At 61.4% G+C, this 26,624-nt stretch carries 26 protein-coding genes; 7 read left to right on the top strand and 19 right to left on the bottom strand.

The window, feature by feature from the left end; genetic code table 11:
- The first annotated feature begins 202 nt into the window (after positions 1 to 202).
- The 4 genes from X771_RS157560 to X771_RS157575 all read left to right on the top strand — a co-directional run bounded on the left by X771_RS157560 (position 203) and on the right by X771_RS157575 (position 4,236).
- Positions 203 to 1,429 carry an ROK family transcriptional regulator gene (locus X771_RS157560; RefSeq protein WP_023687196.1) on the top strand — a complete coding sequence of 409 codons (1,227 nt, stop codon included), beginning with the start codon at positions 203 to 205 and terminating at the stop codon, positions 1,427 to 1,429.
- Complete coding sequence (locus X771_RS157565; RefSeq protein WP_023687195.1) at positions 1,430 to 1,876, top strand: RbsD/FucU domain-containing protein; 447 nt, start codon at positions 1,430 to 1,432, stop codon at positions 1,874 to 1,876.
- The gene (locus X771_RS157570; protein ID WP_023684582.1) at positions 1,873 to 2,796 is read left to right on the top strand and encodes a carbohydrate kinase; all 924 of its coding nucleotides are present in this window, start codon (positions 1,873 to 1,875) and stop codon (positions 2,794 to 2,796) included. The genes X771_RS157565 and X771_RS157570 overlap by 4 nt, the downstream gene beginning before the upstream one ends.
- A gap of 297 nt (positions 2,797 to 3,093) precedes the next feature.
- Positions 3,094 to 4,236, top strand: a complete 1,143-nt coding sequence (locus tag X771_RS157575) for a DegT/DnrJ/EryC1/StrS aminotransferase family protein (RefSeq protein ID WP_023687194.1) — start codon at positions 3,094 to 3,096, stop codon at positions 4,234 to 4,236.
- Between the two features lies 1 nt (position 4,237).
- Here the strand turns inward: X771_RS157575 and cysQ are convergent, their stop codons facing one another.
- The 4 genes from cysQ to X771_RS1000000167950 all read right to left on the bottom strand — a co-directional run bounded on the left by cysQ (position 4,238) and on the right by X771_RS1000000167950 (position 8,255).
- Positions 4,238 to 5,026, bottom strand: coding sequence for a 3'(2'),5'-bisphosphate nucleotidase CysQ (cysQ, locus tag X771_RS157580; RefSeq protein WP_031196090.1), 789 nt, complete (start codon positions 5,024 to 5,026; stop codon positions 4,238 to 4,240).
- A 10-nt stretch (positions 5,027 to 5,036) separates the two neighbouring features.
- A complete protein-coding gene (gene cysN, locus X771_RS157585; protein WP_023687192.1) occupies positions 5,037 to 6,974 on the bottom strand; it encodes a sulfate adenylyltransferase subunit CysN in 1,938 nt (645 codons plus the stop codon).
- A 2-nt stretch (positions 6,975 to 6,976) separates the two neighbouring features.
- Positions 6,977 to 7,882: a sulfate adenylyltransferase subunit CysD gene (gene cysD, locus X771_RS157590; protein ID WP_023670717.1), complete on the bottom strand. Its 906-nt coding sequence runs from the start codon at positions 7,880 to 7,882 to the stop codon at positions 6,977 to 6,979.
- A gap of 73 nt (positions 7,883 to 7,955) precedes the next feature.
- Positions 7,956 to 8,255 carry a hypothetical protein gene (locus X771_RS1000000167950; RefSeq protein ID WP_156935969.1) on the bottom strand — a complete coding sequence of 100 codons (300 nt, stop codon included), beginning with the start codon at positions 8,253 to 8,255 and terminating at the stop codon, positions 7,956 to 7,958.
- Positions 8,256 to 8,296: 41 nt separating this feature from the next.
- On the opposite strand from X771_RS1000000167950, the gene X771_RS157595 reads away from it, so the two are divergent.
- Positions 8,297 to 9,589, top strand: coding sequence for an O-antigen ligase (locus X771_RS157595; protein ID WP_031202480.1), 1,293 nt, complete (start codon positions 8,297 to 8,299; stop codon positions 9,587 to 9,589).
- Positions 9,586 to 10,521, top strand: a complete 936-nt coding sequence (locus X771_RS157600) for an NAD-dependent epimerase/dehydratase family protein (RefSeq protein WP_023687190.1) — start codon at positions 9,586 to 9,588, stop codon at positions 10,519 to 10,521. Before X771_RS157595 ends, X771_RS157600 begins: the two co-directional genes overlap by 4 nt.
- Here the strand turns inward: X771_RS157600 and X771_RS157605 are convergent.
- From X771_RS157605 to X771_RS157670, 14 genes are all read right to left on the bottom strand, one after another.
- Positions 10,509 to 11,048 carry a sugar transferase gene (locus X771_RS157605; RefSeq protein ID WP_023684586.1) on the bottom strand — a complete coding sequence of 180 codons (540 nt, stop codon included), beginning with the start codon at positions 11,046 to 11,048 and terminating at the stop codon, positions 10,509 to 10,511. The genes X771_RS157600 and X771_RS157605 overlap by 13 nt on opposite strands.
- Before the next feature lie 17 nt (positions 11,049 to 11,065).
- Positions 11,066 to 11,998: a glycosyltransferase family 2 protein gene (locus tag X771_RS157610; RefSeq protein WP_023687189.1), complete on the bottom strand. Its 933-nt coding sequence runs from the start codon at positions 11,996 to 11,998 to the stop codon at positions 11,066 to 11,068.
- A gap of 138 nt (positions 11,999 to 12,136) precedes the next feature.
- On the bottom strand, positions 12,137 to 14,125 hold the full coding sequence (locus tag X771_RS157615) for a nucleoside-diphosphate sugar epimerase/dehydratase (RefSeq protein WP_031202479.1): 1,989 nt from the start codon (positions 14,123 to 14,125) through the stop codon (positions 12,137 to 12,139).
- A 178-nt stretch (positions 14,126 to 14,303) separates the two neighbouring features.
- On the bottom strand, positions 14,304 to 15,671 hold the full coding sequence (locus X771_RS157620) for a sulfatase (RefSeq protein ID WP_023687187.1): 1,368 nt from the start codon (positions 15,669 to 15,671) through the stop codon (positions 14,304 to 14,306).
- On the bottom strand, positions 15,671 to 16,450 hold the full coding sequence (locus tag X771_RS157625) for a sulfotransferase (protein WP_023687186.1): 780 nt from the start codon (positions 16,448 to 16,450) through the stop codon (positions 15,671 to 15,673). The genes X771_RS157620 and X771_RS157625 overlap by 1 nt, the downstream gene beginning before the upstream one ends.
- A gap of 87 nt (positions 16,451 to 16,537) precedes the next feature.
- On the bottom strand, positions 16,538 to 17,203 hold the full coding sequence (locus tag X771_RS157630) for a sulfotransferase (protein WP_023687185.1): 666 nt from the start codon (positions 17,201 to 17,203) through the stop codon (positions 16,538 to 16,540).
- A gap of 82 nt (positions 17,204 to 17,285) precedes the next feature.
- Entirely contained in the window at positions 17,286 to 18,755 is a 1,470-nt protein-coding gene (locus X771_RS157635) for a hypothetical protein (RefSeq protein WP_023687184.1), read from the bottom strand.
- Positions 18,755 to 19,480 (bottom strand): ATP-binding cassette domain-containing protein, encoded by a 726-nt coding sequence (locus tag X771_RS157640; RefSeq protein ID WP_023687183.1) that lies wholly within the window; start codon positions 19,478 to 19,480, stop codon positions 18,755 to 18,757. Before X771_RS157640 ends, X771_RS157635 begins: the two co-directional genes overlap by 1 nt.
- 36 nt (positions 19,481 to 19,516) lie before the next feature.
- Entirely contained in the window at positions 19,517 to 20,251 is a 735-nt protein-coding gene (locus X771_RS1000000166455) for an ABC transporter permease (RefSeq protein ID WP_245262533.1), read from the bottom strand.
- Between the two features lie 124 nt (positions 20,252 to 20,375).
- On the bottom strand, positions 20,376 to 21,305 hold the full coding sequence (gene rfbD / locus X771_RS157650) for a dTDP-4-dehydrorhamnose reductase (RefSeq protein ID WP_023687181.1): 930 nt from the start codon (positions 21,303 to 21,305) through the stop codon (positions 20,376 to 20,378).
- On the bottom strand, positions 21,302 to 22,396 hold the full coding sequence (gene rfbB, locus X771_RS157655) for a dTDP-glucose 4,6-dehydratase (protein ID WP_023687180.1): 1,095 nt from the start codon (positions 22,394 to 22,396) through the stop codon (positions 21,302 to 21,304). Before rfbB ends, rfbD begins: the two co-directional genes overlap by 4 nt.
- Before the next feature lie 25 nt (positions 22,397 to 22,421).
- Positions 22,422 to 22,976: a dTDP-4-dehydrorhamnose 3,5-epimerase gene (rfbC, locus tag X771_RS157660; protein WP_023687179.1), complete on the bottom strand. Its 555-nt coding sequence runs from the start codon at positions 22,974 to 22,976 to the stop codon at positions 22,422 to 22,424.
- Position 22,977: 1 nt separating this feature from the next.
- Positions 22,978 to 23,859 carry a glucose-1-phosphate thymidylyltransferase RfbA gene (gene rfbA, locus X771_RS157665; protein WP_023687178.1) on the bottom strand — a complete coding sequence of 294 codons (882 nt, stop codon included), beginning with the start codon at positions 23,857 to 23,859 and terminating at the stop codon, positions 22,978 to 22,980.
- A 272-nt stretch (positions 23,860 to 24,131) separates the two neighbouring features.
- Positions 24,132 to 24,725 (bottom strand): biotin transporter BioY, encoded by a 594-nt coding sequence (locus X771_RS157670; RefSeq protein ID WP_023684601.1) that lies wholly within the window; start codon positions 24,723 to 24,725, stop codon positions 24,132 to 24,134.
- 117 nt (positions 24,726 to 24,842) lie between these two features.
- Between X771_RS157670 and X771_RS157675 the strand changes: the two genes are divergently transcribed.
- Positions 24,843 to 25,751 carry an MBL fold metallo-hydrolase gene (locus tag X771_RS157675; protein ID WP_023687177.1) on the top strand — a complete coding sequence of 303 codons (909 nt, stop codon included), beginning with the start codon at positions 24,843 to 24,845 and terminating at the stop codon, positions 25,749 to 25,751.
- Positions 25,752 to 25,753: 2 nt separating this feature from the next.
- Here X771_RS157675 and X771_RS157680 read toward each other — a convergent pair whose 3' ends face one another.
- Positions 25,754 to 26,536 carry a DUF1499 domain-containing protein gene (locus X771_RS157680; RefSeq protein ID WP_023684603.1) on the bottom strand — a complete coding sequence of 261 codons (783 nt, stop codon included), beginning with the start codon at positions 26,534 to 26,536 and terminating at the stop codon, positions 25,754 to 25,756.
- Between the last annotated feature and the right edge of the window lie 88 nt (positions 26,537 to 26,624).

The following is a 26,624-nucleotide window of genomic DNA, read 5'->3' as shown; positions in this document are numbered from 1 at the left end:
TCCCATGGAACCATGCGGATGCCGCCAACCGGCATCTCGAGCGCATCCACTGAAGTTCTCCCAGTGTGGACGCGCCCTCAAATGACACCAGCGGGAGCCGCCTGTCAATAATTAAATCACTCTTATTTATTATTGACAGCTTTGCGCGGTTCACTCATTCTGCCGCAAAAGCAGTAAGAATAAACCAAGGGAAGGAACAAGGGTGGAGACCGGCATTGCGAGGCACGGTTCGCCCGAGGCGGCCGCCAGCCGTCTCCACCGTGGCACCAACCAGAGCGGCATGCGCGACCACAATGAGCGGCTGGTGCTGTCGTTGGTTCGCCAGCACGGCAGCTTGGCCAAATCAGACATTGCGCGCATGACCGGGCTTTCAGCGCAGACCGTCTCGGTCATCATGCGCGAACTGGAGGAAGACAGCCTGCTGCTGCGCCAGGCGCCGTTGCGCGGCAAGATCGGCCAGCCCTCCATCCCGATGGCGCTGAACCCCGAAGGCGCCTTCTTCATCGGCCTCAAGATCGGCCGCCGCAGCGCCGAACTGGTGCTGATCGATTTCCTCGGAACTGTGCGTTCCATGCTGCAGCACTCCTACCGCTATCCGGCGCCGCGCGAGACGGTTGAGTTCGTCACCGAAGGCATGAAGACGATGCGCGCCGAACTGACACCTGCGCAGGACAAGCGCATTGCCGGGCTCGGCATCGCCATGCCGTTCGAACTGTGGAACTGGGCCGACACCGCCCGCGCGCCGCGCGACATCATGGACGAATGGCGCCATCGCGACATCCGTGCCGACATCCAGGCGAAGTGCGAATTCCCGGTCTATCTGCAGAATGACGCCACCTCCGCCTGCGGCGCCGAACTGGTGTTCGGCCAGACCGGCGGGGCGCGCGACTTCGTCTATTTCTATATCGGCGCCTTTGCCGGCGGCGGCATCGTGCTCAACGGCCGGCTGTTCGGCGGGCCAACCGGAAATGCCGGGGCGCTGGGTTCGATGCCGGTGCCGGGACCAGACGGCAAGCCGACGCAGCTCATCGACGTCGCCTCGATCGCCATGCTGGAAAAGGCGCTTAACGCACGCGGCGTCGAGGCTTCGCATCTGTGGACGTCGCCTGAGGATTGGGGCGAGATCGGTCACGAGCTCGACGACTGGATCGCCAATGCCGCTCAGGCGCTGGCCTATGCCATCGTATCGGCGTCATCGGTGATCGATTTCGAGGCCGCGGTGATCGACGGCTGGATGCCGCTCGCTGTCCGGCGCCGGCTCGTCGATGCGATCAGGCAGGCGATCGGTACGATCGATGGCGAAGGGCTGAAGCTTCCGGTGGTGCGCGAAGGCACCGTCGGCATCCATGCCCGCGCGCTGGGCGGCGCCAGCCTGCCGCTGTCCGAACGCTTCCTCATCGGTTCGACCACCATTTCCCGGAGCACCTGAATGCTGATCGGTATTCCGTCGCTGCTCGGTCCGGAGCTTCTGGCGACATTGCGCGCCATGGGCCATGGCGACGAGATCGCGCTTGTCGACGGCAACTATCCGGCGGAAGAACAGGCAAACCGGCTGATCCGCGCCGACGGTCTTCACCTCATACCGGTGCTTGACGCCATTTTGAGCGTGCTGCCGGTGGACGACTTCGTGCCGGAAGCGCTGTTTCGTGCCTCGGTAAAAGGCGATCCCTCGGTCGCCGATCCCGTCCACCTCGAGATCGAGGCGATCTGCACCAGGCGCGCGCCGGGCCGCAAGGTGGTTGCGCTGGCGGGCGCCGACTTCTATGCACGCGTCCGGTCGGTATATGCGATCGTCGCCACCAGCGAACCCCGGCTCTATGCCAACATCATCATCCGCAAGGGCGTGATCTATCCGCCGGAGAACAAGAAATCATGATCCTCTGCTGCGGCGAAGCCCTGATCGACATGCTGCCGCGCACCACGACACAGGGAGAGCCGGCCTTTGCGCCCTATGTCGGCGGCGCGGTGTTCAACACGGCGATCGCGCTTGGCCGCCTCGGCGCGCCCGCCGGCTTCTTTTCCGGCCTGTCGTCGGATCTGTTCGGCGGCCAGTTCCGCGAGGCGCTCGGCGCAAGCAAGGTCAGCTCCACCTATGCGCACACCTCCCCTCGCCCGACCACGCTCGCCTTCGTGCGGCTCACCAACGGTCAGGCGACCTACACTTTCTACGACGAAAACACCGCCGGGCGCATGCTGACGACAGAGGATCTGCCGAAACTGGGCGCCGAGATCGAAGCCATGCTGTTTGGCGCCATCAGCCTGATTTCGGACCCGGCGGGTGCTGCCTACGAAGAATTCATGAAACGCGAGCACGAACGCCGCGTCATGATGCTCGACCCCAACATCCGGCCGAACTTCATCCCCGACAAAGCCAAGCACCTCCGGCGCATCCGCTCGATGATGGCGATGGCCGACATCGTGAAGCTATCGGATGAGGATCTGCACTGGTTCGGCGAGGCCGGCTCGCATGAGGACGTCATCCGCAACTGGCTGGATCGCGGCCCGAAGCTGATCGTCGTTACCCACGGCAGCGAAGGTGCCGTCGGCTACAGCAGGGAACACAAGGTCACGGTGATGCCGCATAAGGTGGAGGTGGTAGACACGGTCGGCGCCGGCGACACTTTCAATGCCGGCATTCTGGCCTCGCTGCACGAGCAAGGCCTGCTCACCAAGGCCGGGATCGGCGGCCTTTCGGAGGACGCCATCCGTCAGGCGCTGGCGCTCGGCGCCAAAGCGGCGGCGGTGACCGTGTCGCGGGCCGGCGCCAACCCGCCCTGGCGGCACGAAATCGCCTGATCCACGCTTAGTCCGCCGCCAGCCGCTGCAAGCAGCCGATCACTTTATGTTTCCGCGAGCCGGAAAGACGCACTGAATTAGCCGGATTAATAGGCGGCGAAGCCCGGATTTCCGGCATCTTGCGGCAATGCAGGGAAAGCCTGAAGTAACAGGCTGCGACACCTAGACAACCCGTCCCGCGGCCGGTCCGGCTTTCTAGACCGGCCCAACTCTGGTACCAGCGGCCCGGTTAAGTTGTTGTTTCTGTGCGTGTCATTGTCCCCGGGGCAGCCCGCACCACACCGTTTTGAGGCCGACATGCAGTTCATCGATCTTGGCGCGCAGCGCGAACGTATCCGCGACCGGCTGAAGGCCGCGATCGACAATGTCGTCGAGGAAGGCCGCTATATCCTCGGACCGCAAGTCACCGAATTCGAAAACAAGCTCGCAGCCTATATCGGCACCAAGCATGTCGTGGCCTGCGCCAACGGCACCGACGCGCTGCTGTTGCCGCTGTTTGCCGCCGGTATCGGCCCCGGCGACGCGGTGTTCGTGCCGAGCTTCACCTTTGCCGCGACGGCGGAAGTGGTGGCGCTTGCCAAGGCCGAACCGGTTTTCGTCGATGTGGACGCCGAGACCTACAACATCGACATCGCCAGCCTCGAGGCGGCGATCGCCATGATCAAGAAGGAAGGCCGGCTGAAGCCGAAGGCGATTATTCCCGTCGACCTGTTCGGGCTTGCCGCCGACTACGAGGCGATCATGGCGATTGCCAAGCGCGAAGGGCTGCTGGTGATCGAGGATGCGGCGCAGTCGATCGGCGGTTCGGCCGAGGGCACAATGTGCGGCGCCTTCGGCCATGTCGGCTCGACCAGCTTTTATCCGGCCAAGCCGCTGGGCTGCTACGGCGATGGCGGCGCGATGTTCACCAATGACGACGCGCTGGCCGACCAGCTGCGCTCGTTTGCGTTCCACGGTAAGGGCGAGACGCAGTATGACAATGTCCGCGTCGGCATCAATTCACGCCTCGACACGATCCAGGCGGCGATCCTGATCGAGAAACTCGCTATCCTCGAAGACGAGATGGTCGCCCGCCAGGTGGTGGCCAAGCGCTACGCCGAAGGTCTCGGCGACATCGTCAAGACGTCACGCAATCTGGGCGGTGGCCGCTCGGCCTGGGCGCAATACGCCATCGAGACGCCGAAGCGCGACGGGTTGAGGGCGCATCTCGGCGAAAAGGGCATCCCTTCGGTGATCTATTATGTGAAGCCGCTGCACGAGCAGGTCGCCTATCGCGACTATCCGCGCACGCCGACCGGGCTTGCGGTTTCGGAGGAACTGCCGAAGCGCATCCTGTGCCTGCCGATGCATCCCTATCTCAGCGAAGCCGACCAGGACCGCATCATCGAGACGATCCGCAACTACATTGGCTCGAACTCGGCGCATGTAGCGGCGGCGTAAGTTACGCCGCGTCCGCCGCCTTCCCGCTCGCAATAAAATGCGGGTTGGCGAAATCCTCGTCGTCGCTCTGTTTGCGCTTGCCATAGGTGAGCGGCTCGCCGTCCAGCGTGCGCGTCATGCCGCCGGCGGCGCGCAGTACGGCGTCGCCGGCCGCCGTGTCCCATTCCATGGTGCGGCCGAAGCGCGGATAGATGTCGGCTTCGGCTGCGGCGAGCAGGCAGAATTTCAGCGATGAGCCGACCGAGACGATCTCGGCGGCGCCGAGATCCTTGATGAAGGCTTCGGTCTCCGGGGTGTTGTGCGAGCGGCTGGCAACGACCGCCAGCGGCGTGACCGCCCTCCTAACCGAAATCCGCCGGCGGCCGACGATACGGAAGTCGCCATCGACCTCGATTGCTTCGGCCCAGCCCGGCCGTCCAGAGAAGAACCGCCCGCTGCACGGTGCGAAGACGACGCCGATCTCCGGCACGCCGTGCCGGACAAGCGCGATGTTGACGGTGAAATCGGTCCGGCGGTTGACGAATTCCTTCGTTCCATCGAGCGGATCGATCAGGAAGAAGGCGCCATCCAGATCGGGCGGCACAATGCCTTCGGCGACCTCTTCCTCGGCCACGCAGGGAATATCGGGATAGGCCGCACGCAGGCCGGCGAGGATGATCGTCTCGCTCTCGCGGTCGGCTTCCGTGACCGGCGAGGAGTCCGACTTGCTGTCGACCGCGCAGCCGGCCTTGAAGACCCGCATCACCTCGCGTCCGGCTTCGAGCGCCAGGCGCTCGAACACGTCGAGCATCACTTCGTCGTCAGATGCCGCCGCCGCTGTCATATTGGTCTTCGGCAATGTCGCGCTCATTCAGCCAGTGTTCCAGAGCCTCTACCATCTCCTCGGCCGTCTTGCCGAGTGTCTTGAGATGGATTTCGGGATTTTCGGGAGCTTCATACGGGGAATCGACGCCGGTGAAGTTCTTGATCTCGCCATTCAGCGCCCGTGCGTAAAGGCCTTTCGGGTCGCGTCGGGCGCATTCCTCGAACGGCGTATCGACGAACACTTCAACGAACTCGCCGTCGGCCATCAACTCCCTGGCCATGCGCCGCTCGGCGCTGAAGGGGGAAATGAAGGAGACGATGACGATCAGCCCGGCATCGGCCATCAGCTTTGCCACTTCGGCGACACGGCGGATGTTTTCGACCCGATCGGCGTCGGTGAAGCCGAGATCGCGGTTGAGGCCGTGGCGGACATTGTCGCCGTCGAGAATGTAGGTGTGACGCCCCGAAGCGAACAGCTTCTTCTCAAGCAGATTGGCGATGGTGGACTTGCCCGAGCCGGAAAGACCGGTGAACCAGAATACGGCGGGGCGCTGGCTCTTGAGGTCGGAGCGGCCGCGCTTGCCGACATCGAGCGACTGCCAATGGATGTTTTCGGCGCGGCGCAAGGAATGCAGGATCATGCCGGCGCCGACCGTGGCATTGGTGATGCGGTCGATCAGGATGAAGGCGCCGGTATCGCGGTTGTCGGCGAAGGTATCGAAGGCGATCGGCGCCCGGGTCGAGATATTGCAGATGCCGACTTCGTTCATCTCGAGCGACTTCGCCGCCTCGCGAGCGAAGTCGTTGACGTTGACGCGGTATTTCAGGTCGGTGACGGTGGCGCTGGTCTGGTCGGTCTCGGTGCGCAGTATATAGGAGCGTCCCGGCAGCAGCGCTGCCTCGTCGAACCAGACGATGTTGGCGGCGAACTGGTCGGCGACCTGCGGCCGTGCCGCCGGCGACACCAGCATGTTGCCTCTGGAGACCTCGACCTCGTCATCGAGCACAAGGGTGATGGCCTGGCCGGCCACCGCCTGGGCAAGATCGCCGCCTTGCGCGACGATGCGCTTGACCCGCGAGGCCTTGCCGGATTTGGCGACCACCACCTCGTCGCCCTGCGCGACGGAGCCGGACGCGATGGTGCCGGCAAAGCCGCGGAAGTCGAGATTGGGCCGGTTGACATACTGCACCGGAAACCGGAACGGCAGTTCGACCGCGGCCTCGTCGACCGATATGGTTTCGAGATGCTCGATCAGCGACGGGCCGGAATACCACGCCGTCTTGCCGGAGCGGCTGGTGACATTGTCGCCATAGCGGGCCGACATCGGGATCGGCACGATCGTCAGGAAGCCGAGCTCGTGCGAGAACTGCCGGTAATCCTCGACGATACGGTCGAACACCGCCTGGTCGAAATCGACGAGGTCGATCTTGTTGACGGCAAGCACGATATGGCGGATGCCGAGCAGCGAAGCGATGATCGAGTGGCGCCGGGTCTGGCGCAGCACACCCTGGCGCGCATCGATCAGCACGATGGCGAGATCGGCAGTCGATGCGCCGGTCGCCATGTTGCGGGTGTACTGTTCATGGCCGGGGGTGTCGGCGACGATGAACTTGCGCTTGGGCGTGGCGAAGAAGCGGTAGGCGACGTCGATGGTGATGCCTTGCTCGCGCTCGGCCTCGAGGCCGTCGACCAGAAGCGCGAAGTCGATGTCGTCGCCAGTGGTGCCGTGCTTGCGGGAATCGCGCTCGAGTGCGGCGAGTTGGTCCTCGAAGATCTGCTTTGTGTCGGACAGAAGACGGCCGATCAGCGTCGACTTGCCGTCGTCGACCGAGCCGCAGGTGAGGAAGCGCAGCAGCGACTTCTTCTCCTGCGCCGCCATGTATTCGCGCACGCCGTCGGTGGGAGCGAGGCTCTTGGCCAGGATATGGCGCATGCTCAGAAATATCCCTCGCGCTTCTTCTTTTCCATCGAGCCGGCTTCATCGCGGTCGATGAGGCGGCCCTGGCGCTCGGAGGTGCGCGCCGTCAGCATCTCGCCGACGATGGCTTCGAGCGTGTCGGCGTCGGATTCGATGGCGCCGGTCAGCGGATAACAGCCGAGCGTGCGGAAACGCACCAGACGGTTCTCCATCGTCTCACCGGGGCGCAATTGCATGCGATCGTCATCCTTCATGATCAGCATGCCGTCGCGTTCGACCACCGGCCGCTCCTTGGCGAAATAGAGCGGCACGATCGGGATGTTTTCCTGCAGAATGTACTGCCAGATATCGAGCTCGGTCCAGTTCGACAGCGGAAACACGCGGATCGATTCGCCCGGCGCGATGCGGGTGTTGAAGATCTTCCACATCTCCGGCCGCTGGTTCTTCGGGTCCCAGACATGCTGGGCGTTGCGGAAGGAAAAGATGCGCTCCTTGGCGCGCGACTTCTCCTCGTCGCGCCGAGCCCCGCCGAAGGCAGCGTCAAAGCCGTATTTGTCGAGCGCCTGGCGCAACGCCACCGTCTTCATGACATGGGTGTGGGTGTTCGAGCCATGGTCAAAGGGGTTGATACCGTCGCGCACGCCGTCTTCATTGACGTGGACCAGCAGGTCGAAGCCGAGCTTCTGCGCCATCTGGTCGCGAAAGGCGATCATCTCGCGGAACTTCCAGGTGGTGTCGACATGCAGGAAGGGGAAAGGCGGCTTGGCCGGATAGAAGGCCTTCATCGCCAGATGCATCAGCACGGAGGAATCCTTGCCGACGGAATAGAGCATCACCGGCTTGGAGAAGGAGGCGGCAACCTCACGGAAGATGTGGATGGACTCGGCCTCGAGCCGCTGCAGGTGCGTAAGCGCGATGTTCATGGACTGTGAGCGTTCTCTCGTGCAATCCAGACCTTGCATCAGATGGATCGGGCGTCCTTTTCAGCCGCCCGGTTCAAGCTTCACTGCTGGACACTATCGGTTCGTGCCGGCGTTCTAGCAGATCGCCACCTGATATAACAACGCTGGAAAGGCCGGCGGCCACACCGATCGGCAACGAATTTTCCATGAAAAGCCTAGAATCCGAAAATTCCTGCCCGCCGGAGCGATAGCATTCAAAGGCCGGGAAAAATCTTGCCTGAACCGAAAGAAACGCCCGCCCGATCTCGTCGCACTTTCGAAAACCGCACCCAGCCGCTATACCGGCTCCTGAACCTGCGCCGGGCGGCATGCCGCAAATGCCGCCGCCAAACATTGTCCGTCGCCACGCGACCCAGCGCATTGTGAACCAGAGCATTGACCCCGATCTCCGCCATCAAGCAGCACGTTTCGCCGTCACGGATCAACGTCACCTTCTCCATTTTGTGCTTCTTTTTCCCGCCGGTACTGGGATCGGCGGTCAGCTTTTTGTTCAATGGCGGCGGCCTGTGGTCGGTGCTTCTGCTTGCGCTGAAAAGACGGCGTTTCAACATCGACCGGCCGATGACCGCGATGACGGTGGCCATCTATGCCTATTGCGCAGCCAGCGTGCTCGCCTCCATCGTCAACAATTCGATCGCCAGGGATGCGCCGCATCTGGCAGGGCTGATCACCTTCCTGTTTTTCCCTGTCTCATACGCGACCTGGAGCATTACCGAGAAAACCACGCTGACGCGCATCGTCGTGCTGGCGAGCGCCGCCGCCTGTTTTGGCGCCCTGCTGCTGGCGGTCGTGCAATATCACGGGCTGGGCATACGGGCCGAAGGCGGCGCCGGCAATCCGATCGTGTTCGCGACCGTCGCCTGCCTCAGCATGATGATGTGCCTGGCAGGCGCCTTATCGGGTGTCGAAAAGAACAGGGCGTTGCTGGCCTGCGCGACACTGGCCGGCGCGGTCGCCATTGTCTATTCGGGGTCGCGGATCATCTGGCTGGCGATGCTGGTGGCCGGCATCGCGGTCCTGCTGATCAACCGTCGCAAGCTCAACAACAGAAACGCCATTCGGCTTTTGCTGATTGCGGGCGCGATCGGCATCGTCATCGCGGTCATTGGTCTCCCCATCATTTCCGAGCGCGCGGCCTTCCTGTTCAGCGACTGGGATGCGCTCGCCACGAAGGGCGACCACACGACCGCGCTCGGCTTGCGCGCCGCACTTTGGCAGATTGGGCTGAGCGCCTTCCACGACATGCCGATTTTCGGTCACGGCATTGCTGCAAGCCGTGAGCTGATAAAGGATGGATTCCACAATCAGTTCCACATGCCGTCCACGGGCTTCAGCCATTTTCACAATGGCTTCCTGACTGCATTGGTGGAGGCCGGGCTGCTTGGAGCCGTAACGCTCGCGGCTGTGTTCTTCGTTGCCGCGAGAAACGCGGCCATCGTGCTGCGCACCAGCACGGACGCGATCGAGCGGTTCGGCGCCACGATGATTGTCGTCACTGCGATCATCTACCTCATCGGCGGCCTGACCGGCATCCTGGTCGGCCACGACATCCTCGATGCCACACTGATGGTGTTCCTGGTGTCCGGGACATATCTTGCATCGGGCCGGCAACAAATGCTGCCGGAACAACAGGCACCGGCCCCGGCGCCCCAGGCAAGCCGGCCGTGAAAGTGCTGGTCACAGGCGCGACGGGTTTCATCGGCAGGCAGGTCGTCAACCAGCTGCGCGAAGCCGGGTTCGTGGTGCGCATGGCATCGCGCCACCCGGAACGGCTCGATCCCGTGAGCGATGCGGTTTTGTTGCCGGACTTCGACGCACCGGCTCAGGCATACCAGGCGCTGATGCGAGATATCACCCATGTCGTCCACTGTGCGGCGCTCAACAATGACCGCAAGGCGAGCGAAGCCGACTTCATGGCAGCCAACGCGACACTGACCGCGCAGCTGGCGCGCGCGGCCGCCTCGCGGACAAGCGGGCGCTTCATCTATCTGTCGTCGATCCGGGCAGTAGCCGGTCCCGGTTTCAGCGGAACGATCAGCGAGGCGACGCTCCCTGCCCCGCAATGCGCCTACGGGCGCTCGAAACGCGAAGGCGAGATCAAGACACTGGAAGCCTATGCGTCCAGGCCCTCCGATGCCACGGCGCTGCGCCTGCCGCCGGTCTATGGCGAAGGCATGAAGGGAAACCTGCGTGGAATGATGCGGGCTGCCGCCATTGCCTTACCATTGCCCTTAGGCGCTTTCACCGCAGTTCGTTCGCTGATATCGCGCGACGCGGTGGCTGGCGCCGTGGCGCATCTTTTGACTCGTCCCACGCCACCGCGCCCGACCTATGTCCTGGGCGATGCTTCCCCCGTTGCGATGTTCGAAATCTTGACTGCATTCAGGCACGGATACGACGTTCCGACCCGGCTCGTTCCTGTGCCGGCCTGGCCATTCAGGCTGTTCGCCACACTGCTTGGCAGAAAAGCAGCGTACGACGCTTCCATGGCGACACAGATTTGCGACCCGTCACTGCTGATCTCGGAAGGCTGGATGCCGGAAACCGACACGCTCGGCCGGATTGAGGAACTTGCACGACAGGCCCGTCAGGTCCGGTAGATTGTGCCAAGCAGGATTTTGACGTCGAGTCCGATCGAGGCTCCCCTGAGATATTCGGCATCCGTTTCGGCGCAGAGTTTCGGATCCGACATGTCGATGCCTCTCATCTGCGCAAGCCCGGTAATGCCTGGAAGTGCGGCAAGCACACCCAATTGCCTGCGGCGGTCGACCAACTCGGTTTGCGTGGGCAGGCATGGACGCGGCCCGACCAGGCTCATCTCGCCCTTCAGCACGTTCCAGAGCTGCGGCAGCTCGTCGATCTTGAATTTTCGCAGCACCTTACCGGCGGCGGTGACGGAGTTTGCCGGCGCCTGATGCGAGGGCAGAGATGGCGTTCCCACAACCATCGTCCTCAACTTGTGGCAGCGAAACAGCACCCCGTGCTGGCCGACGCGAGTTTGGGAGAGGAGTGCCGGTCCGGGCGACGACAGCCTGATTGCCAGTATGGCAAGCAGGGTGACGGGCGAGGTCAGCGGCAACAGAACCGCCGCCGCGACGAGATCGAAAGCTCGCTTGGGTCCCCTCATGGCCATCTCAGCATGCTCTAGATCCGCCGCCAGATGAAGGCCACATAGAGCCCAAGCGTCCCAGCCAGCGTCTGCCGGTAGACGCCGCTTTTCCTGAGAAGGCGCAGGCGTCGCAAGATACCGCCCTTTCGCGCCCTGATGAACAGGCCGAGACAGGCGGCGGCATCCCTCGTGAGGATGTCGCGATTGACGGCCAGGCCGCTCAGATTGTGATCGGTCCAGACGGCGAACTCGCCCCTGAAGAGGCGCCCCAGCCGCGACAGCCTCGCCTTCCACGACACGTTGGCGCCGACCAGGTTTGCCTCATGCTGGCGGTAGCGCACCAGCGGTCGCGGGTCATAGCGGACAATGCCGCCGGCAGCCGTGACGATCAGATAGGTCCACCAGTCATGGCTGACGAACTCGGTCCTTGCCGATGCCTTTGCCAGCAACTTTCGCGCGGCGCGGTTGATCGTCATCGTGTTGCCGCCGGCAATGCTTTGCACAAGCGCATTGCGAAATGCGGGTGGATGCTGGAACAGCGGCGAATACCCTTGCGCTGCTCCGGTTTCGGACATGGTCGCGGTTCTGGAGCAAAACAGCAGCGGCGTTCCGGCGTCGTGCCCTTGCATCCAGGCAATGGCGCTCTCCAGCCTGTCCGGCTCCCAGATGTCGTCCTGGTCGCAGAAGGCGTAGTAGTCGGCCTCGATGCGCGGATCGATGATCATCGCGCGGAAATTGGCGGCAAAGCCTTGGCGAGGACCATTCGACAGGGTCAACCGGCCCTTGGACCAGCGGCTCTGCCAGGCGCCGATAATGGCCGAAGTGCCGTCTGTCGAACCGTCGTCGGAAACCCAGAGGTCGACAACAGGATGCGATTGCGCAGCCAGCGACGCGAGCTGCTCGTCAAGGAAAGCCGCGCCATCTTTCGTGCCCAGCAGCACGGCCACGCGCTGATCTTGTCTGCTCACTGGTTCAAAATCATCTGCAAACGCCTGGGAACGGCCATCGGATCGGTTTCAATAGCCAATCCCGGTCGATCAGGACAGGCTCTTTGTTTTGACGCAATCCCGGACGGAAAACCGCTCCACACTTTTCCTGGAATTGCTCTAACCAGCTTGCCCGACTGTTTTCGCAACGGTTTCCCGGCGTGCGTCACTTGGAGGCTCTTCCGCCTGATAGAGGCCGGCCATGACGGCGAGCGCCGAGGCCTTGTCCTGATCGCGCATGGCCGCCTGCAGCAATGTCAGCGCCTCCTGGACCTTGGGCCATCCCACGACATCGGTCCTGAGGCCGAAGATCTTGGGGATATCCAGCGCGACGATCTCCTCATTGCCGCCATGCAGCACCTCGTGAAGCTTCTCGCCCGGCCTGATCCCGGTGAAACGGATCGGAATGTCGGTGTAGGGGCTTTTGCCGGCCATGCGGATCATGGTTTCAGCGACTTCGAGGATCGGCACCGGCTTGCCCATGTCGAGCATGTAGATGGCGTAGTCGTCCTTGCCCTGGCGCCGCTCGGCGTCGGCCGCCGACATGATGACGAGGTCGACGGCTTCGGCCACCGTCATGAAGTAGCGGGTCATGCGACGATCGGTGATGGTGACCGGACCGCCGGCCTCGATCTGCGCCTGGAAGATGGTGGCGACCGAGCCATTGGAGCCGAAGACATTGCCGAACCGCACGGCGATGAACTTGGTGCCGGAGCGACGGCCGCTAGGCCCGGTGGCATGCGTTTCGTGCAGCGAAGAGACGATCTGCTCGGCGGCGCGTTTCGTCATGCCGAGCACCGAGGTCGGATCGACCGCCTTGTCGCTGGAAATCAGCAGGAACTGCGGCACCCCGCATTTGGCGGCAACCTCGGCGCAGACGAGGGTGCCTAAAATGTTGGTCTGGATCGCCGATTCCCAATTTTCCTCGAGCAGCGGCACATGTTTGAGCGCGGCGGCATGGAAGATGATGTCGGGCTTGAAATCGCTGACGACGCGGGTGATCTGGCGCCGGTCTGTGACATCGACGATGCGGCTCTTGAGCCGGACATGGTCCTTTTCGTCAACCTGCTGGTCGAGCTGGAAAATACCGAACTCCGAGATATCGGCGACCAGAACCGCCTCGGCGCCAAGTTCCAGCGACCGCTTGACCAGGATGCGACCGATTGAGCCGGCGCCGCCGGTGACCAGGACGCGCTTGCCACCGATAAAGCCGCCGATCCGCTCCATATCGGAAGCAACTGTGGAGCGGCGCAGGATGGTTTCCATCTCGACAGCGTCGAGTACCAGCTTTCCGCCTTGGCCGAGCTCCGAAACGCCGGAGAATTGGACGACGGCGATACCGCTGTGACGGGCGACACGGACCAGTTCCGAATATTCCTCGATCTCGCGTTCGGTGCCATTGCCGAAAATCAGCATGTCGAGGCTTTTGGTGCCTCTTGCATATTCTTCGAGGACCTCGACCAGGCGGGGCCGCACGGCCACCACCGGAACGCCCTGTATCTGCGTGCCCAACGGCGCGCCGTTCTCGATGGCCATGATGCCGGCGATGGAATATTCGGCCGGCTCGGCCGTGCGTGTGAAGCGGATGATGACGTCTGCTTCGCCAAGCCTGCCGACGAACAGCGCTTGTTTGATCGCCGCATTGTTTGCGTTGCGGCTCAGGATTCGCCAGCTCGCCCCGTCGCGCAGGAACCGGTAATAGAGCCGAGGCGCCGATATGATGGTGAAGGAGACGAGGAAAAAGACGATGAACTGGCGCTCGTTGAGGCCGGTCACCGGCTGAAACGATCGAACCCCCAGCGAGACGACATAGAGCGTGACGGTCAGGATGGCGCAGCTCTTCAGGATGTTGAAGAAGTCCGGCGTGGAGGCGAAACGCCACACGGTGTTGTAGAGGCCGCAATAGCGAAACAGCATATGGCTGAGAAAAACAATACTTGCCCAGCACGCCAGGCCGGCCGTGGAGAGCGCGTCGAATGAAAGTCTCGACTGAGAAAGCCCCAGACTCAGCGCCACCGCGACCAGGACCATGACCAGATCCTGGATCATTATAATGGCGCGCCGCATCTTCGGCCGAAGTCCGGACACGACCTCTACATAGGATGTCATTGGGTAGTACTGAACTCCAGGCGCAAGGACATGGACACTAACGTGGTGCAAGAGCGACGGAAACCCGTCACCGATCACCTGTTTAGAGTGCCAATCCCCAGCCCCGCCGCTTTGTATCGCATAGCGTGGAGTTGTAGTGATCGCCAGATATTTTTTTGGAAATTCCCTTGGCTGGCCTTCAATCCAGGCGATCGGGCGGGAGGCGCGCACCGAGATCCATGCGCATTTGCTCAAAGCGGGCGTCGCCGGCCAGATTGTTCCACTCATAAGGGTCGGCGCTCAAATCATAGAGTTCTTCCGACAAGTCGGAGTAGCGCGTGTAGCGCCAGCGGCTTGACCGCACAGAATGATTGCCGCGCAACCATGTCATGATCGCACAATGGTCTTCCATTTTGCCGCCCCGCGCCAAAGGCATGAGTGAACGGCCGTCTATGTCCGCTGGCGGCTCGAACCCGCAAAGATCAAGAAGCGTAGGAAACAAGTCGACCAGACTGACCGGCTGGTCGACGCGAGCCGATGTCGCCATACCTCGTGGCGGCACCAGAATGAAGGGCACTCGCGTTGCTTCCTCCCACAGCACGAATTTCCGCCAGTGCAGCTTTTCGCCCAGGTGGAACCCGTTGTCTCCCCAAAGGACCACGATCGTATTGTCGGCGGCGGGCGAAGCATCCAGGGCGTCAAGCACACGTCCAATCTGACTGTCGCAGTAGGAAATGGCCCCGAGATAGCCTTGGACGGCGTTGCGCCATTGCCCGTGTTTCAGGACGGTTTCGTGGTCAGGCGGCGACAGAGCCCAAGCCTTTGCGATGGCGGGAACGTCGTCAAGGTCGTCATTCTTGACAAAGGGCAGGCTGACCTTGTCGAGAGGATAAAGATCAAGGAATCGTTGCGGTACGTACCAGGGCAAATGCGGCTTGTAGAAACCCGTCGCGCAAAAGAACGGCTGCTCGTGCGGTTTTTGCAGGAAGGCGCAAACCGCGTCCGCGGTCTTGAAATCGGGCATCTCCGGCTCGCGAGCGGATTCGATGGCGCCCCAATCGAAGTGGTGATTCATCGACGCTACGTTCGGGAAATCATCAAAATCAAACATGCGGTTGAGCGGCCGATGCAACGGCATCGGCTCGGCGGCGGTCGTATGGAATTCGTCCCACAAGGCTGGGCGGTTCTCGATGTCGCTCCATCTTGCCGACGGCGTCCTGTTGCGCCCTGCATCGGCGTAGTCGAAACTGCCATGGAACACTTTCCCCGCACCCATGCAAAAATACCCGGCCTCGCGCAGGCGCTCGAGCAGTGTGACCCTGCGCAGCGGCGCCTCCCAGAATGGCTCATTCTGATAGACACCTGTTGTCGTCGGCAGGCATCCGGTAAACACGGACATCCGGCTGGCATTGCAATAGGGCGCCGTGCAGTAGGCGCGCAGAAACGTCGTTCCACGCGATGCGAGTCGGTCGATTGCAGGCGTCTTGACGTCCGGATGGCGGCCCAACGGCGCAATCCAGGAATTGAGGTCGTCAGCCACGATGAAGAGGATGTTGGGTCGCTCCATCAGCCTTCAACCGCCAAGCCCGAATCAATAGTCGGCCAGTCGGAAACCGACAGCCCCGAAAGTCGGGAGAATTCGACGGTGTCATCGTAAAAAATCTCGCGCAAATAGGTTACGTCCTCAGGTCGAAGCTCGTTCTCACATCGTCTCCCAAGATGATCTGTTCGCGGAGCAAGGGGGGGAAACGGTTGGATGGAAAGGAACCCGGCAACGGCATCCAGCGTAGGTTGGTGATCCCTCAACAAATCCAGTGAACGCAGGAGCAGAACGTTCTCCCTTGGGAACAAGGCAAATAGCCGGCGTGTTTGGCGTGCGTAAAAGCCCCGTTCGACATAGCTATACACACGCCATGCCGGATCGGTCTGATCCAACCCCTTTAGTCGCCAGCGGCCTTGCCGGATCGCCAGGTGAAAAGGCAGATACTCCGACCGGTTACCGGTCTCCATACGCCATTGCGACCACGCTCGCTCGATCGGATCGCGAAAGATGAAGACAAGCTTCATTGCGGGATTGTATCGCTTTATCCGTTCCAGCGATGGCGGCCAGAAGAGATAGATCGGGGTCACGTCAAATCCGATGCCTCTCCCAGCATCGTCGGAAAAAAAGCTTCCCAATTTGCGATAGTCCGGCTCCGTCCAGTTCTGCGTCTCGTCGTCAAAGAAATGCATCTCCTTGACGGACGGCGTCGCCAGCTGTGGGTGTTGCATGAGATAGCCGAACAGGCTGGTCGTGCCGGACTTCTGCACCCCACCAACGATGAAACCCAACACAGGCTGGTCCAATGCATGCGCCCCCATGCCAGGGTTACGTCCTTGTTACCACTGTCTCTCGCCCCCCGACGAAAGTGCCCGGCAAGCCATCAAGGAAGCCTAGACAGCGGCGTTTGCCAAGTCCAGTTCCTGATAATCCCGCCCGGAAGCGAACTGCTTGATGAAATCGCGCTGTCTTTCGCTGGGGGGCTCAAGTCCAATAAAATCTGCGATCTCGCACAACAGTGACTCCGGGTTCAACAGCGAACGCTCATAGCTGACAAGGAGCGTCGGCCACTGCAATCGCTGCAGCAATTCCCAATATCTGCTGTACCTGATCAGCGCCAGGTCATAGGCTTGCTCGATCGAGGACTGCATCTGCTTGACTTCGGACTGGGCGACCGCAGCCATGTCGCGGTTGACGAACACGATGAACGGGTTCCTCACGACCTCCGCTATCGCCCCGAGGTAAAGATCGGCAGACGGATCTTTCCAACCCCATAGATCATTGGCATCATTTCTCGCCTCGATGATCTCTTCCAGCTTCTTCAAGCCATTATCTGCCGAACCATCGATCAGGCGGCCATCGATGTCCCGACCCTGGGCCGCATAAACGAGCTCCATATCCTCATGGATGATGGAAGCGGGTGACGATCCCATGGGCACACCCAGGATTATGGCCGCACCGGCGACGAGGCTTGTGCCGCCCCGGCCACATCCGACCACTATCAGGGTTCGTGGCCCCAGCGGCAACGCGAGTCTGACCGCCTTGTGTGATGTAGCCATCGCCACCGTCTTACGCTCCTAGTGTCCCAATGTTCGCAGTCGCCCCGACCGCGGCGCCGGCAATCGAAAAAATTCATGACGGTTATTGTTTGCCTGTTGCTGCTTTTTCCGCGCGAACCTGCAGGCGACGCTTGAAGAAATTCAGATGTTTGGCAGTGAGCGACTGGTCCCAATCCCGCGGATACTTCATTGCCTTGGCAAATCTGTACCTCTGCTCCAGGTCCCCGCTCCTCGACTTTGCCAGCTCCAAAGCTGAAACGATTTCATTCAATTCCGAAGCAGCCGGGATGATATTTCCGCTGAGGCCCTTCAAATAATCATCAGTTTTTGTCTTGAAGGTATTTGTCACAACGACACAGCCGGATCCGGCCAGATCCATCGGGATCATGCTCGGATGCGGAGAAGCCATCAGCGTGAGACAGATATCAAAACCCGAGACCTCCTCGATGTATTTGCTGAGGTCCATCCTTGGCAACGAAACCGATCGAACCCCGGGCTGCAACTCGACAACACCTTCTCCCAAGCCCATGCCCACGCAATCCCATTCCTCGGGGTCGAAAATGCCCCGCCTGAAGGCCGTGGTAAGAGCTAACGCTGTAAGTTCGAACATATTCCGATCCACCACCGGCCGAGAATAGAAGACGATCGTCTTCTTTTTCTTTGCAAGATTGCGTTGGATGAACATGTCCTTGGGCAGGAGATTGGACGAGCAGGCGTTGTTGAAAAACGTATGCGACATGCCGCGAGACCTTATGCCGCCGACATCATTCGAAATGAAGAACTGCATAAGGCTTTCGCTTGAAAATATCGCGTCGTAGTCCATCGCGTATGTACGATCTGCAACGGCATATAGACTATTTGCTGGATAAAATACAGCCTCATAGTCCTGTATCAGGTATATAAACTTCTTGCTCTCTGTGCGCGCTGTAATCTTCTCTGCAAAATAGGCTGAATACCAAACGGTCGCCACGGCATAGTCGAAGCGCGATATAGCAAGCGGTTTCCGCCTCTCGCCGATATACTCGACTTCGAGTTCGTCGAAGACACCCTCCATACCGGGGTATTTCAAAACCTTTTCTCTGAAGTCGGCGATATTGAAATAGAAATTATCAAATAGGACGAGGCGAACATTGATACCCGTCTTGCGCAAGAACAGCGCCATCTGGAAGACGCCGAAGAACCCGGCCGAGATCGATTTGAAGTCGAAAGCAGGAACCAGGACATTGATCGTCTGCGGCCGGCGCTCATCTATCTCGACGTCCGGCATGTCGTAGATTCGATTCAGCCGCAGGTTCAAGAACTCGTGATCATAGACATGGTTTGGCGGAGCGACCGCCGGGACGAGCGGCAGCTGCGACAGGTAGGACAGTTGCAGGTCGGAGAGGAAGCCAAGGCGGTGCGCCGCCGACATGCACCAATAGGCAAGCCTGCCCTTATAGCTTTGCAGGGGAACGTCGGGGTCGAAGACCTTATGGTAGGATTGTTTCAAATCCTGGTGCCCGAAGATTCGGGCGCCGGCGCCGGCGAGCGTTGCAGTCAGCTGACGACGCATTAGCCAAAGGTCTCCTCTCTCACGACGCGACCTTTCTCGAGAAACACCGCGGAACTGCACATCGACCGGATCAGGGCATCGGAATGCGATGCCAGCACGACGATGGCGGCATTGTTGAGCCAATGCTCCATTCTCTCTCTGGCCTTCTTTTGAAATGACGCGTCGCCCGTGCCCAGCCCTTCGTCAAGAAGCACGATATCGGTCGGATATGCGGTGACAACCGAAAACGACAGCCGTGTCTGCATGCCGGACGAGTAGGTGCGTACCGGCAAATTTATGAAATCGCCCAGTTCCGAGAACTCGATGATCGATTCGGTCTGGCGCTCGATTTCACGGGGGGCGATACCGGTCATGAGGCTCTGAAGCCGGATGAACTCTCGGCCCGTGAGTTCGGGAGATAAACCCATGGAGGGCGTTATCAGAACGGCCGAGTCCCCGTTGATGACAGCTGTCCCGCTGGTGGGTTTGAGAATGCCTGCCAAGACGCGCAACAGTGTCGTCTTGCCAGCACCGTTGTGCCCGCTCAGTCCCAGCCGGGTGCCGGGTTTAAGATCGAGCGACACGCCATCGAGAGCCGCGACTTCGAAACGGCCGGAGTCACCGGCCAGCAAACGCCCGCCCGTGGTGAAACGGAGCGCGGCTTGCTTGAGAGAACGATTTGCCGGAGCCGACCAGACCGGAATTCGGACGGTGACGTCGCTCAGATGAATGGATGGCGGTGACATGGGGCTTCCAATACAATTGTGTGACGGCGTCAGAATTCAAAGCCAGTACGGAATTCGGTGCTCCGTCCTTCGATAGAGAAGATAGGCGGCGATGCTCCCCGCGCCGGCAATAATGGCGGACACGAGCACGCTCATGTAGTCGGTGCCGTCGCTCATCAGTGGAGTTCGCGCTGCATCGATGATGTAGGCGACAGGATTGTAGACCAGGAACGGAGAGCTGGTAGGGAGAACCTTTGCCGTCCAGATAATCGGCGAAAGCATGAACAGAAGCTGCATAACGGCAGCGGTGATCAGCGGAACGTCTCTGTATCGCACAGAAACAATCGCTACGATGGTCGATATCCAGGCGGCATGGGCAGCCAACAGCGCGGTTCCGACGATGAACATTGGTATGTTCAAGCCGGAGTTCGGATAGGCAATAATTAGAGTTATGAATATAATTAGCACATTGTGCATCAATATTATTGTGTTCTTAGAGACACAACGAAATATGCATGAGGCCGGCGAGATCTTCGTATTTAGAAGAAGATCGTGAGATCCAATTAAAATTTCCGAACCTTCAATTATTGCTCCAGATAGAAATTGCCACAAGACTACACTCGTAGCCAAGTGATGTATGAACTCCCTTATAGGCTGCTTAAACAAGACAGCATATAGAAGCCCAACTGAAAGGGCAAATATTGCCGTGTTCAGCGTAATCCAGAAAGGCCCGAAAGTCGAATTTCGGTAACGAAGCCGTATATCAAACTGCGCGAGCCGAAGCCAAACCATTGATACACCCGACATTATGATACTTCCTTCAGTGTAACTTGCTCAGGCTTGGTAATTTCCGCGACAGGCATGAAGGCGCCGCGATATGGCGACTCGGCCGACATAAAGATAGCGACAAGCTGTTTCATCGCTTAACAGACACAATCGCTACGTCTTTCCATGCTGTCGGCTGGGCTTGCAAGATGCGGCGCACCACAAGCCCCGTCGATTGCTGCCACCCCTGTGCCTCCGATCCGAATGCGGCCGTGAATTTTTGCGTCGAAAGACGCGAATTAGCCGGGCGACGCGCTTTGGTCGGGTAGTCGCGCGCCGTAATATCCCGTACCGCAGCATACGGCCCGCCATGTGACAGGCTTGCCTCCAGAATGTGGCGAGCAAAGCCGCTCCAGTTGACGTCTCCGGCTCCGGCGAGATGGTAGATCCCATAGCCGTCGAAGCTGTCGTCGCCGCGCAACACCGCCGCCGCATGCAGGATCGCGTCGGCAATATCAAGTGCGGATGTCGGATTTCCCCATTGGTCGGCGACCACGGCGATCTCGTCGCGGTCGCCGGCCAGCCGCAGCATGGTTTTCACGAAATTCTTGCCGAACGGGCTGTAGACCCAGGCGGTGCGCAGGATCAGATGGCGCGGATTGACGGCGGCCACGGCCAGCTCGCCGGCAAGCTTGGAGGCGCCGTAGACGCCGAGCGGTGCGGTGGCGTCGGTCTCGACATAGGCGCCGTCCTTGGTGCCATCGAAGACGTAGTCGGTCGACAGATGGATTACGGGCACGCCGAGCTTCGCGGCCGCCTCGGCGACCTTGCCGGCGCCGACGGCGTTCACAGCGAAGGCAAGATCGGGCTCGTCCTCGGCCTGGTCGACCGCGGTGTAGGCGGCAGCCGACACCACGATATCCGGCCGCGCTGCCGCGAGTGCGTCGAATACCGTATCGGGCCGCGCCAGATCGAGCACTGGGCGGCCGAGGGTGACGACCTCGATGCCATCGCGCCTCTGCCCGGCCTCCAGCAGGCTGGCAGCGACCTGACCGTCGCGTCCGGTGACAACCAGCCTCACGCCGCGCCCTTCCTGCCTTCAACCTGGCCGCGCGACCGGACTTGCCCCAGCCGCTCGCCGGCGTAGCGCTGCTCGCGGATCGGTCCCCACCACCATTTGTTGTCGAGGAACCAGTCGACGGTCCTTGCAAGGCCGCTGTCGAAACTCTCCGCCGGCGCCCAACCGAGATCCCGGCTGATCTTGGAGGCATCGATTGCATAGCGGCGGTCGTGGCCGGGGCGATCGGTGACAAAGCTGATCAAATCGCGGTAGCTCCTGCCGCCGGCGCGCGGACGCCTGATGTCGAGCAGATCGCAGATCGTCTCGACGACACCCAGATTGGTGCGCTCGGAGTTGCCGCCGACATTGTAGCTTTCGCCCGGCTGGCCCTTGGTGGCGACCAGCTCCAGGGCGCGGGCATGATCCTCGACGAACAGCCAGTCGCGCACATTGGCGCCGGCGCCGTAGACCGGTAGCGGCTTCTCGTCGAGCGCGTTGAGGATGACCAGCGGGATCAGCTTTTCGGGAAAGTGATACGGTCCGTAATTGTTCGAACAGTTGGAGAGCACGACCGGCAGGCCGTAGGTCTCGTGCCAAGCCCGCACCAGATGGTCGGACGCCGCCTTGGAGGCGGAATAGGGCGAGGACGGCGCGTAAGGCGTTTCCTCGACGAACATGCCGCCGTCGAAGGGCAGATCGCCGAACACCTCATCGGTCGAGACATGGTGGAAGCGGAAGCGGGCTTTCCTGTCCTCACCAAGGCCACGCCAATATTCGAGCGCCGAATTCAGCACCCGGTAGGTGCCGACGATGTTGGTCTCGATAAAGGCGCCGGGTCCGTCGATCGAGCGGTCGACATGGCTTTCGGCGGCGAGGTTCATGACGACGTCGATCTCGTCGCGGTGGAGGATGTCGAGAACCGCCCGCTCGTCACAGATGTCGGCCTGCGCAAATTTGTAGTTGTGTGCATTCTCGATGGTGCGCAGCGAGGCCAGATTGCCGGCATAGGTGAGCTTGTCGAGATTGGTCACATGGTAGGCGGGATTGGCGCACAAATGCCGGCACACGGCCGAGCCGATGAAGCCGGCACCGCCTGTCACCAGAAAATTCATGGCGCTCTCCTCACATCGTCGCGCGTCATGCGAACACCTCGGCCTCGGCAAGCGCCGACGCCTTGAGGTCCTTGGCCGAGAGCTCGAAGGCGCCGGCCGGCGACGGCCAATCGATGCCGATATCAGGATCGTCGAAACGGATCGATCGATCATGCGCCGGCGAATAGGTGTCGGTGACCTTATACAGAACCTCGGTGTCCGGCACGAGCGTGACGAAACCGTGCGCGAAACCCTTCGGCACCAGGATCTGGTTGCCTCTCTCGGCCGATATTTCGAGCGCGACCCATTTTCCGAAGGTTTTCGAGCTGCGGCGGATGTCGACCGCCACGTCGAGAATCTTGCCTCGGATCACACGCAGCAACTTGTCCTGCGCGCGTGGAGGCAGTTGATAGTGAAGCCCCCGCACGACACCTGCGGCAGCCGAATAGGAATGATTGTCCTGGACGAAACGCAGATCGATGCCGGCCTCGGCAAAGGCTTCGGCATTCCAGGTTTCGATGAAATAACCGCGCGCATCGCCATGCCGCTTCGGCACGATTTCCAGCACGCCGTCCAAACCGAGCTGCCTGACTTCCAGCACTCTATGTCTCCGTCAGCTCGGCGACACGCCGGCGCAGATAGGCGGCGTATTCGTTCTTGCCCAGGCGCGTGGCGCGCTCAAGCACCTTGTCGGCGGTCAGCCAGCCCTGCTCGAAAGCGATTTCTTCAGGACAGGCGACCTTGATCCCCTGGCGGTGCTCGATCGTGCGCACGAAGGAAGAGGCTTCATGCAGGCTGTCATGCGTGCCGGTGTCGAGCCAGGCATAGCCGCGGCCGAGCTGATGCACGTGCAATTTCCCGCGCTCGAGATAGACGTTGTTGACCGCCGTGATCTCGAGTTCGCCACGCGCCGAGGGCTTGATCGTCGACGCGATGTCGACGACCTCATTGTCGTAGAAATAGAGGCCGGTGACCGCCCAGTTGGACTTCGGCTCCCGCGGCTTCTCCTCGATCGTCAAAGCCGTGCCGCTGAGCTTGTCGAACGACACCACGCCGTAGCGCTGCGGGTCCTCGACATGGTAGGCGAACACCGACGCGCCGCTTTGGCGCTGCGCAGCAGTGCGGCAGAGCTGCGACAGGCCCTCGCCGAAATAGATGTTGTCGCCGAGAATCATCGACACATTATCCTTGCCGATGAAGTCGCGGCCGATGATGAAGGCCTCGGCAAGCCCGTTGGGCTGCGCCTGTTCGGCATAGGAGAATTCGACCCCGAATTCCGAACCGTCGCCCAGCAACTCCCGAAACACCGGCAAGTCGCGAGGTGTCGAAATGATCAAAATCTGGCGGATACCGGCGAGCATCAAGACGCTCAGCGGATAAAAAATCATCGGCTTGTCGTATATCGGCAGAATCTGCTTAGAGATCGCTAATGTAAGGGGATACAGACGCGTCCCGCTGCCTCCTGCAAGGATTATTCCCTTCAACAAGCTCTCCTTGAATTACCGGCCCCCGCCTCGAAATCAAGTTGCCCGTGCTTAGGTTTCGCGCAATGGCTTGTCAATTCAATCTCGGCCGTGGATCGGCGCCAGAATTGCTCTGCATCTGCCGCCTCGCGGCAATTTGACCGACCAGGCACAAGCTGACGATGCAAATGGGCGTGGCGATTTGGCAACCGGCTTGCACCATCGGCTGGCGGACGCGTGACAACAAAAAGCCGGCGGGCCCAGGGCCCGCCGGCTCATTCATTTGTCCGGTTTCAGGGCTGCTTGGGCAGCAGCGACCATACCGCCGGCACCAGGCTGGCGGCGAGCGCAACCTTGATCAGGTCGCCGAGGACGAACGGCAAAACGCCGAACTGCCACGCCTTTTCCGCGCCGATGAGGGTGGCCAGCCAGGCAAAGCCCATGGCCATCATGACGATTTCGGCGACCAGCATGGCGTTGAACAACTTGATCGGGTGGCGGTCCCAGCCGCGGTCGGCGGCCCAGCCGACAATGGCCGCCATGACGACGAAGCCGGCGAGATAACCGCCGGTGCCGCCGATCATGTAGGCGATGCCGATGCCCTTTTCAGGCGTGCTCTGGAAGACCGGGAAGCCCATGGCGCCTTCGGCCATGTAGAGAAGCAGGGTAGCGACGCCAAGCCGCAGGCCAAATGCGGTGGCGATCAGCAGGACGGCCAGCGTCTGCATCGAGATGTCGACCGGCCCGAGCACGACTTTCGTCTTGGCCGACAGGGTCAAAAGCAGCGTTCCGGCGATCGCCAGCAAAAGCTGGGTTGCCAGGCGCTGCGCGCCCTCCTGGGGCAAAGCGAGAGAAACAAGCGGGCGCATCGTCGTTGCAAGTGCCATGGTCTTCCCCAATCCGGATTGCCGCAGATCGCGGCCTTGCGTTTTTCTATATTGGCTTCCGTGTTATGCGGCAATCAGTTTTGCCGTCTTCCTGAACAGAGATTCAACGACACCGCCATGGCGCTCAAATTCGACACCAGCTTCGATCCGGCATATGGCGAGGGCGTCACCGTTGCGCCGGACGTCTTGCGCGTCACCGCCAAAAACCCCAGCCCGTTCACCTTTCACGGCACCAACAGCTACATCGTCGGGCGCGATACGCTGGCGGTGATCGACCCGGGTCCGGATGATGAAGCGCATTTCCAGACGTTGCTGAAGGTGATCGCAAACCGGCCGGTGAGCCATGTTTTCGTCAGTCACACGCATCGCGACCATTCTCCCCTGGCCGCCCGGCTGAAAGCGCGCACCGGTGCCGCCGTGCTGGCCGAAGGCCCGCACCGCCCGGCAAGGCCGCTGCGGATCGCCGAGATCAATCCGCTCGACGCCAGCGCCGACACCGGTTTCGTGCCGGATGTCACTTTGCCCGACGATACGCTGGTCGAGGGCGATGGCTGGACGATCCGGACGGTGCTGACGCCGGGCCACACCGCCAATCACGCGGCATTTGCGCTCGAAGGCACCGGCATCCTGTTTTCGGCCGACCATGTGATGGCGTGGGCGACGTCGATCGTGGCGCCGCCGGACGGCGCGATGGCCGACTACATGGCCTCGCTGGATAAATTGATCGCGCGCGGCGACCGCCTGCTGCTGCCCGGCCATGGCGGCCCGGTGAATGCGCCGCGCAGCTTCATGCGCGGGCTGAAGACTCACCGCAAGATGCGCGAACGGGCGATCCTCGAACGGATCCGGGGCGGCGACCGGACAATCCCGGACATGGTCAAGGCGATCTACAGGGACACCGACCCGCGCCTGCATGGCGCCGCCGGCCTGTCGGTGCTTGCCCATCTCGAGGACCTGGTGGCGCGCGGCCTGGTTGCTACCCAGGGTGACCCGGCCATCGACGGCGTTTTTGTGCCGGTGGGGTAGAACTACTCAGCCGGCGCCGCACCCACCTGGCCCGCAACTTCCTGATCAAGTTCGGCGAGGAACCCGACGATACGGGCGGCATTGTCGCCGAGGTCGTAGCGGCCGTAGCGGGAGGCCGAGCGCATGTCGACGACGATGGTGTCACCATCATTGCTGACCCGGATGGCGACGTCGGCGGGCAGGCCCACGACGAAGCTCCGGGCCACGGCCGATATCGTCACCTCGTCTTGACCGTCGGTCACTGGGTATGGCGCGGTAAGTTGCCAATCGCGGCGGTCGAGCACGGTTTCAACGGCGTCGACGACGGTTTCGAAAGGCAGATTGTAGCTATGCCCGGTGACCAGCGGATAGGCGTCGGCCTGCAGGCGCGCTTCGCCCGGCGTTGGCAGCGCGAGCACGTTCATGTCCTTGGTGCGGTCGCTGGTGTCGAGCACTGGCGGATTGTCGAGGTCCGTCGTGATGTCCCTCAGGGGCGGCGTGGTCGCCGCCAAATAGGTGGCAAAGCCGTAGGGCGTCAGCACCAGCAGCGCCAGCAGGGCGCCGACCGAGAGGTCGCGGCCGCCACGGTCACCGAAATGCCACAGCCGGGACAAAGCGAGGCCGGCAAACAGCAAAGCGAACGCGGCAAGCAAGGCGACGATCGCCAGCACCCACAGGAAGGCCGGCGTTTCGACCAGTTCGAAATGATGGCCGGCCAGCACGGTGAGCAGCAGGACCAGGGCAAAAGCGCCCGTGCGCCGCGACCAGCCGGCCGCCTTCGATGTCTGCCGCTCGTCAATTTCCATTGTCTTCAGCACCGCCCCAACCCGCACAGACGCTTAGAGCAAAGGATGCTCAAATTGAACATCCCCTGCCCTAACGTTTTTGCCGCCG

The organism is Mesorhizobium sp. LSJC269B00, from assembly GCF_000502815.1.
In the GTDB taxonomy this organism is placed as follows: domain Bacteria; phylum Pseudomonadota; class Alphaproteobacteria; order Rhizobiales; family Rhizobiaceae; genus Mesorhizobium.
This window is presented reverse-complemented; position numbering and strand designations above follow the sequence as displayed.

Excerpts from the sequence above, each read along its gene's own strand:
- X771_RS157680 (WP_023684603.1), bottom strand. The coding sequence starts at position 26,536 with ATGGAAATTGACGAGCGGCAGACATCGAAGGCGGCCGGCTGGTCGCGG.
- rfbB (WP_023687180.1), bottom strand. The coding sequence starts at position 22,396 with ATGAATTTTCTGGTGACAGGCGGTGCCGGCTTCATCGGCTCGGCCGTG.
- X771_RS157635 (WP_023687184.1), bottom strand. The coding sequence starts at position 18,755 with ATGCGTCGTCAGCTGACTGCAACGCTCGCCGGCGCCGGCGCCCGAATC.
- X771_RS1000000167950 (WP_156935969.1), bottom strand. The coding sequence starts at position 8,255 with ATGTTTGGCGGCGGCATTTGCGGCATGCCGCCCGGCGCAGGTTCAGGA.
- X771_RS157675 (WP_023687177.1), top strand. The coding sequence starts at position 24,843 with ATGGCGCTCAAATTCGACACCAGCTTCGATCCGGCATATGGCGAGGGC.
- cysD (WP_023670717.1), bottom strand. The coding sequence starts at position 7,882 with ATGAACATCGCGCTTACGCACCTGCAGCGGCTCGAGGCCGAGTCCATC.
- cysN (WP_023687192.1), bottom strand. The coding sequence starts at position 6,974 with ATGCGCCATATCCTGGCCAAGAGCCTCGCTCCCACCGACGGCGTGCGC.
- X771_RS157670 (WP_023684601.1), bottom strand. The coding sequence starts at position 24,725 with ATGGCACTTGCAACGACGATGCGCCCGCTTGTTTCTCTCGCTTTGCCC.
- X771_RS157570 (WP_023684582.1), top strand. The coding sequence starts at position 1,873 with ATGATCCTCTGCTGCGGCGAAGCCCTGATCGACATGCTGCCGCGCACC.
- X771_RS157575 (WP_023687194.1), top strand. The coding sequence starts at position 3,094 with ATGCAGTTCATCGATCTTGGCGCGCAGCGCGAACGTATCCGCGACCGG.
- X771_RS157565 (WP_023687195.1), top strand. The coding sequence starts at position 1,430 with ATGCTGATCGGTATTCCGTCGCTGCTCGGTCCGGAGCTTCTGGCGACA.
- X771_RS157630 (WP_023687185.1), bottom strand. The coding sequence starts at position 17,203 with ATGGCTACATCACACAAGGCGGTCAGACTCGCGTTGCCGCTGGGGCCA.
- X771_RS1000000166455 (WP_245262533.1), bottom strand. The coding sequence starts at position 20,251 with ATGGTTTGGCTTCGGCTCGCGCAGTTTGATATACGGCTTCGTTACCGA.
- X771_RS157615 (WP_031202479.1), bottom strand. The coding sequence starts at position 14,125 with ATGACATCCTATGTAGAGGTCGTGTCCGGACTTCGGCCGAAGATGCGG.
- cysQ (WP_031196090.1), bottom strand. The coding sequence starts at position 5,026 with ATGCTCGACGTGTTCGAGCGCCTGGCGCTCGAAGCCGGACGCGAGGTG.
- X771_RS157620 (WP_023687187.1), bottom strand. The coding sequence starts at position 15,671 with ATGGAGCGACCCAACATCCTCTTCATCGTGGCTGACGACCTCAATTCC.
- X771_RS157605 (WP_023684586.1), bottom strand. The coding sequence starts at position 11,048 with ATGAGGGGACCCAAGCGAGCTTTCGATCTCGTCGCGGCGGCGGTTCTG.
- X771_RS157640 (WP_023687183.1), bottom strand. The coding sequence starts at position 19,480 with ATGTCACCGCCATCCATTCATCTGAGCGACGTCACCGTCCGAATTCCG.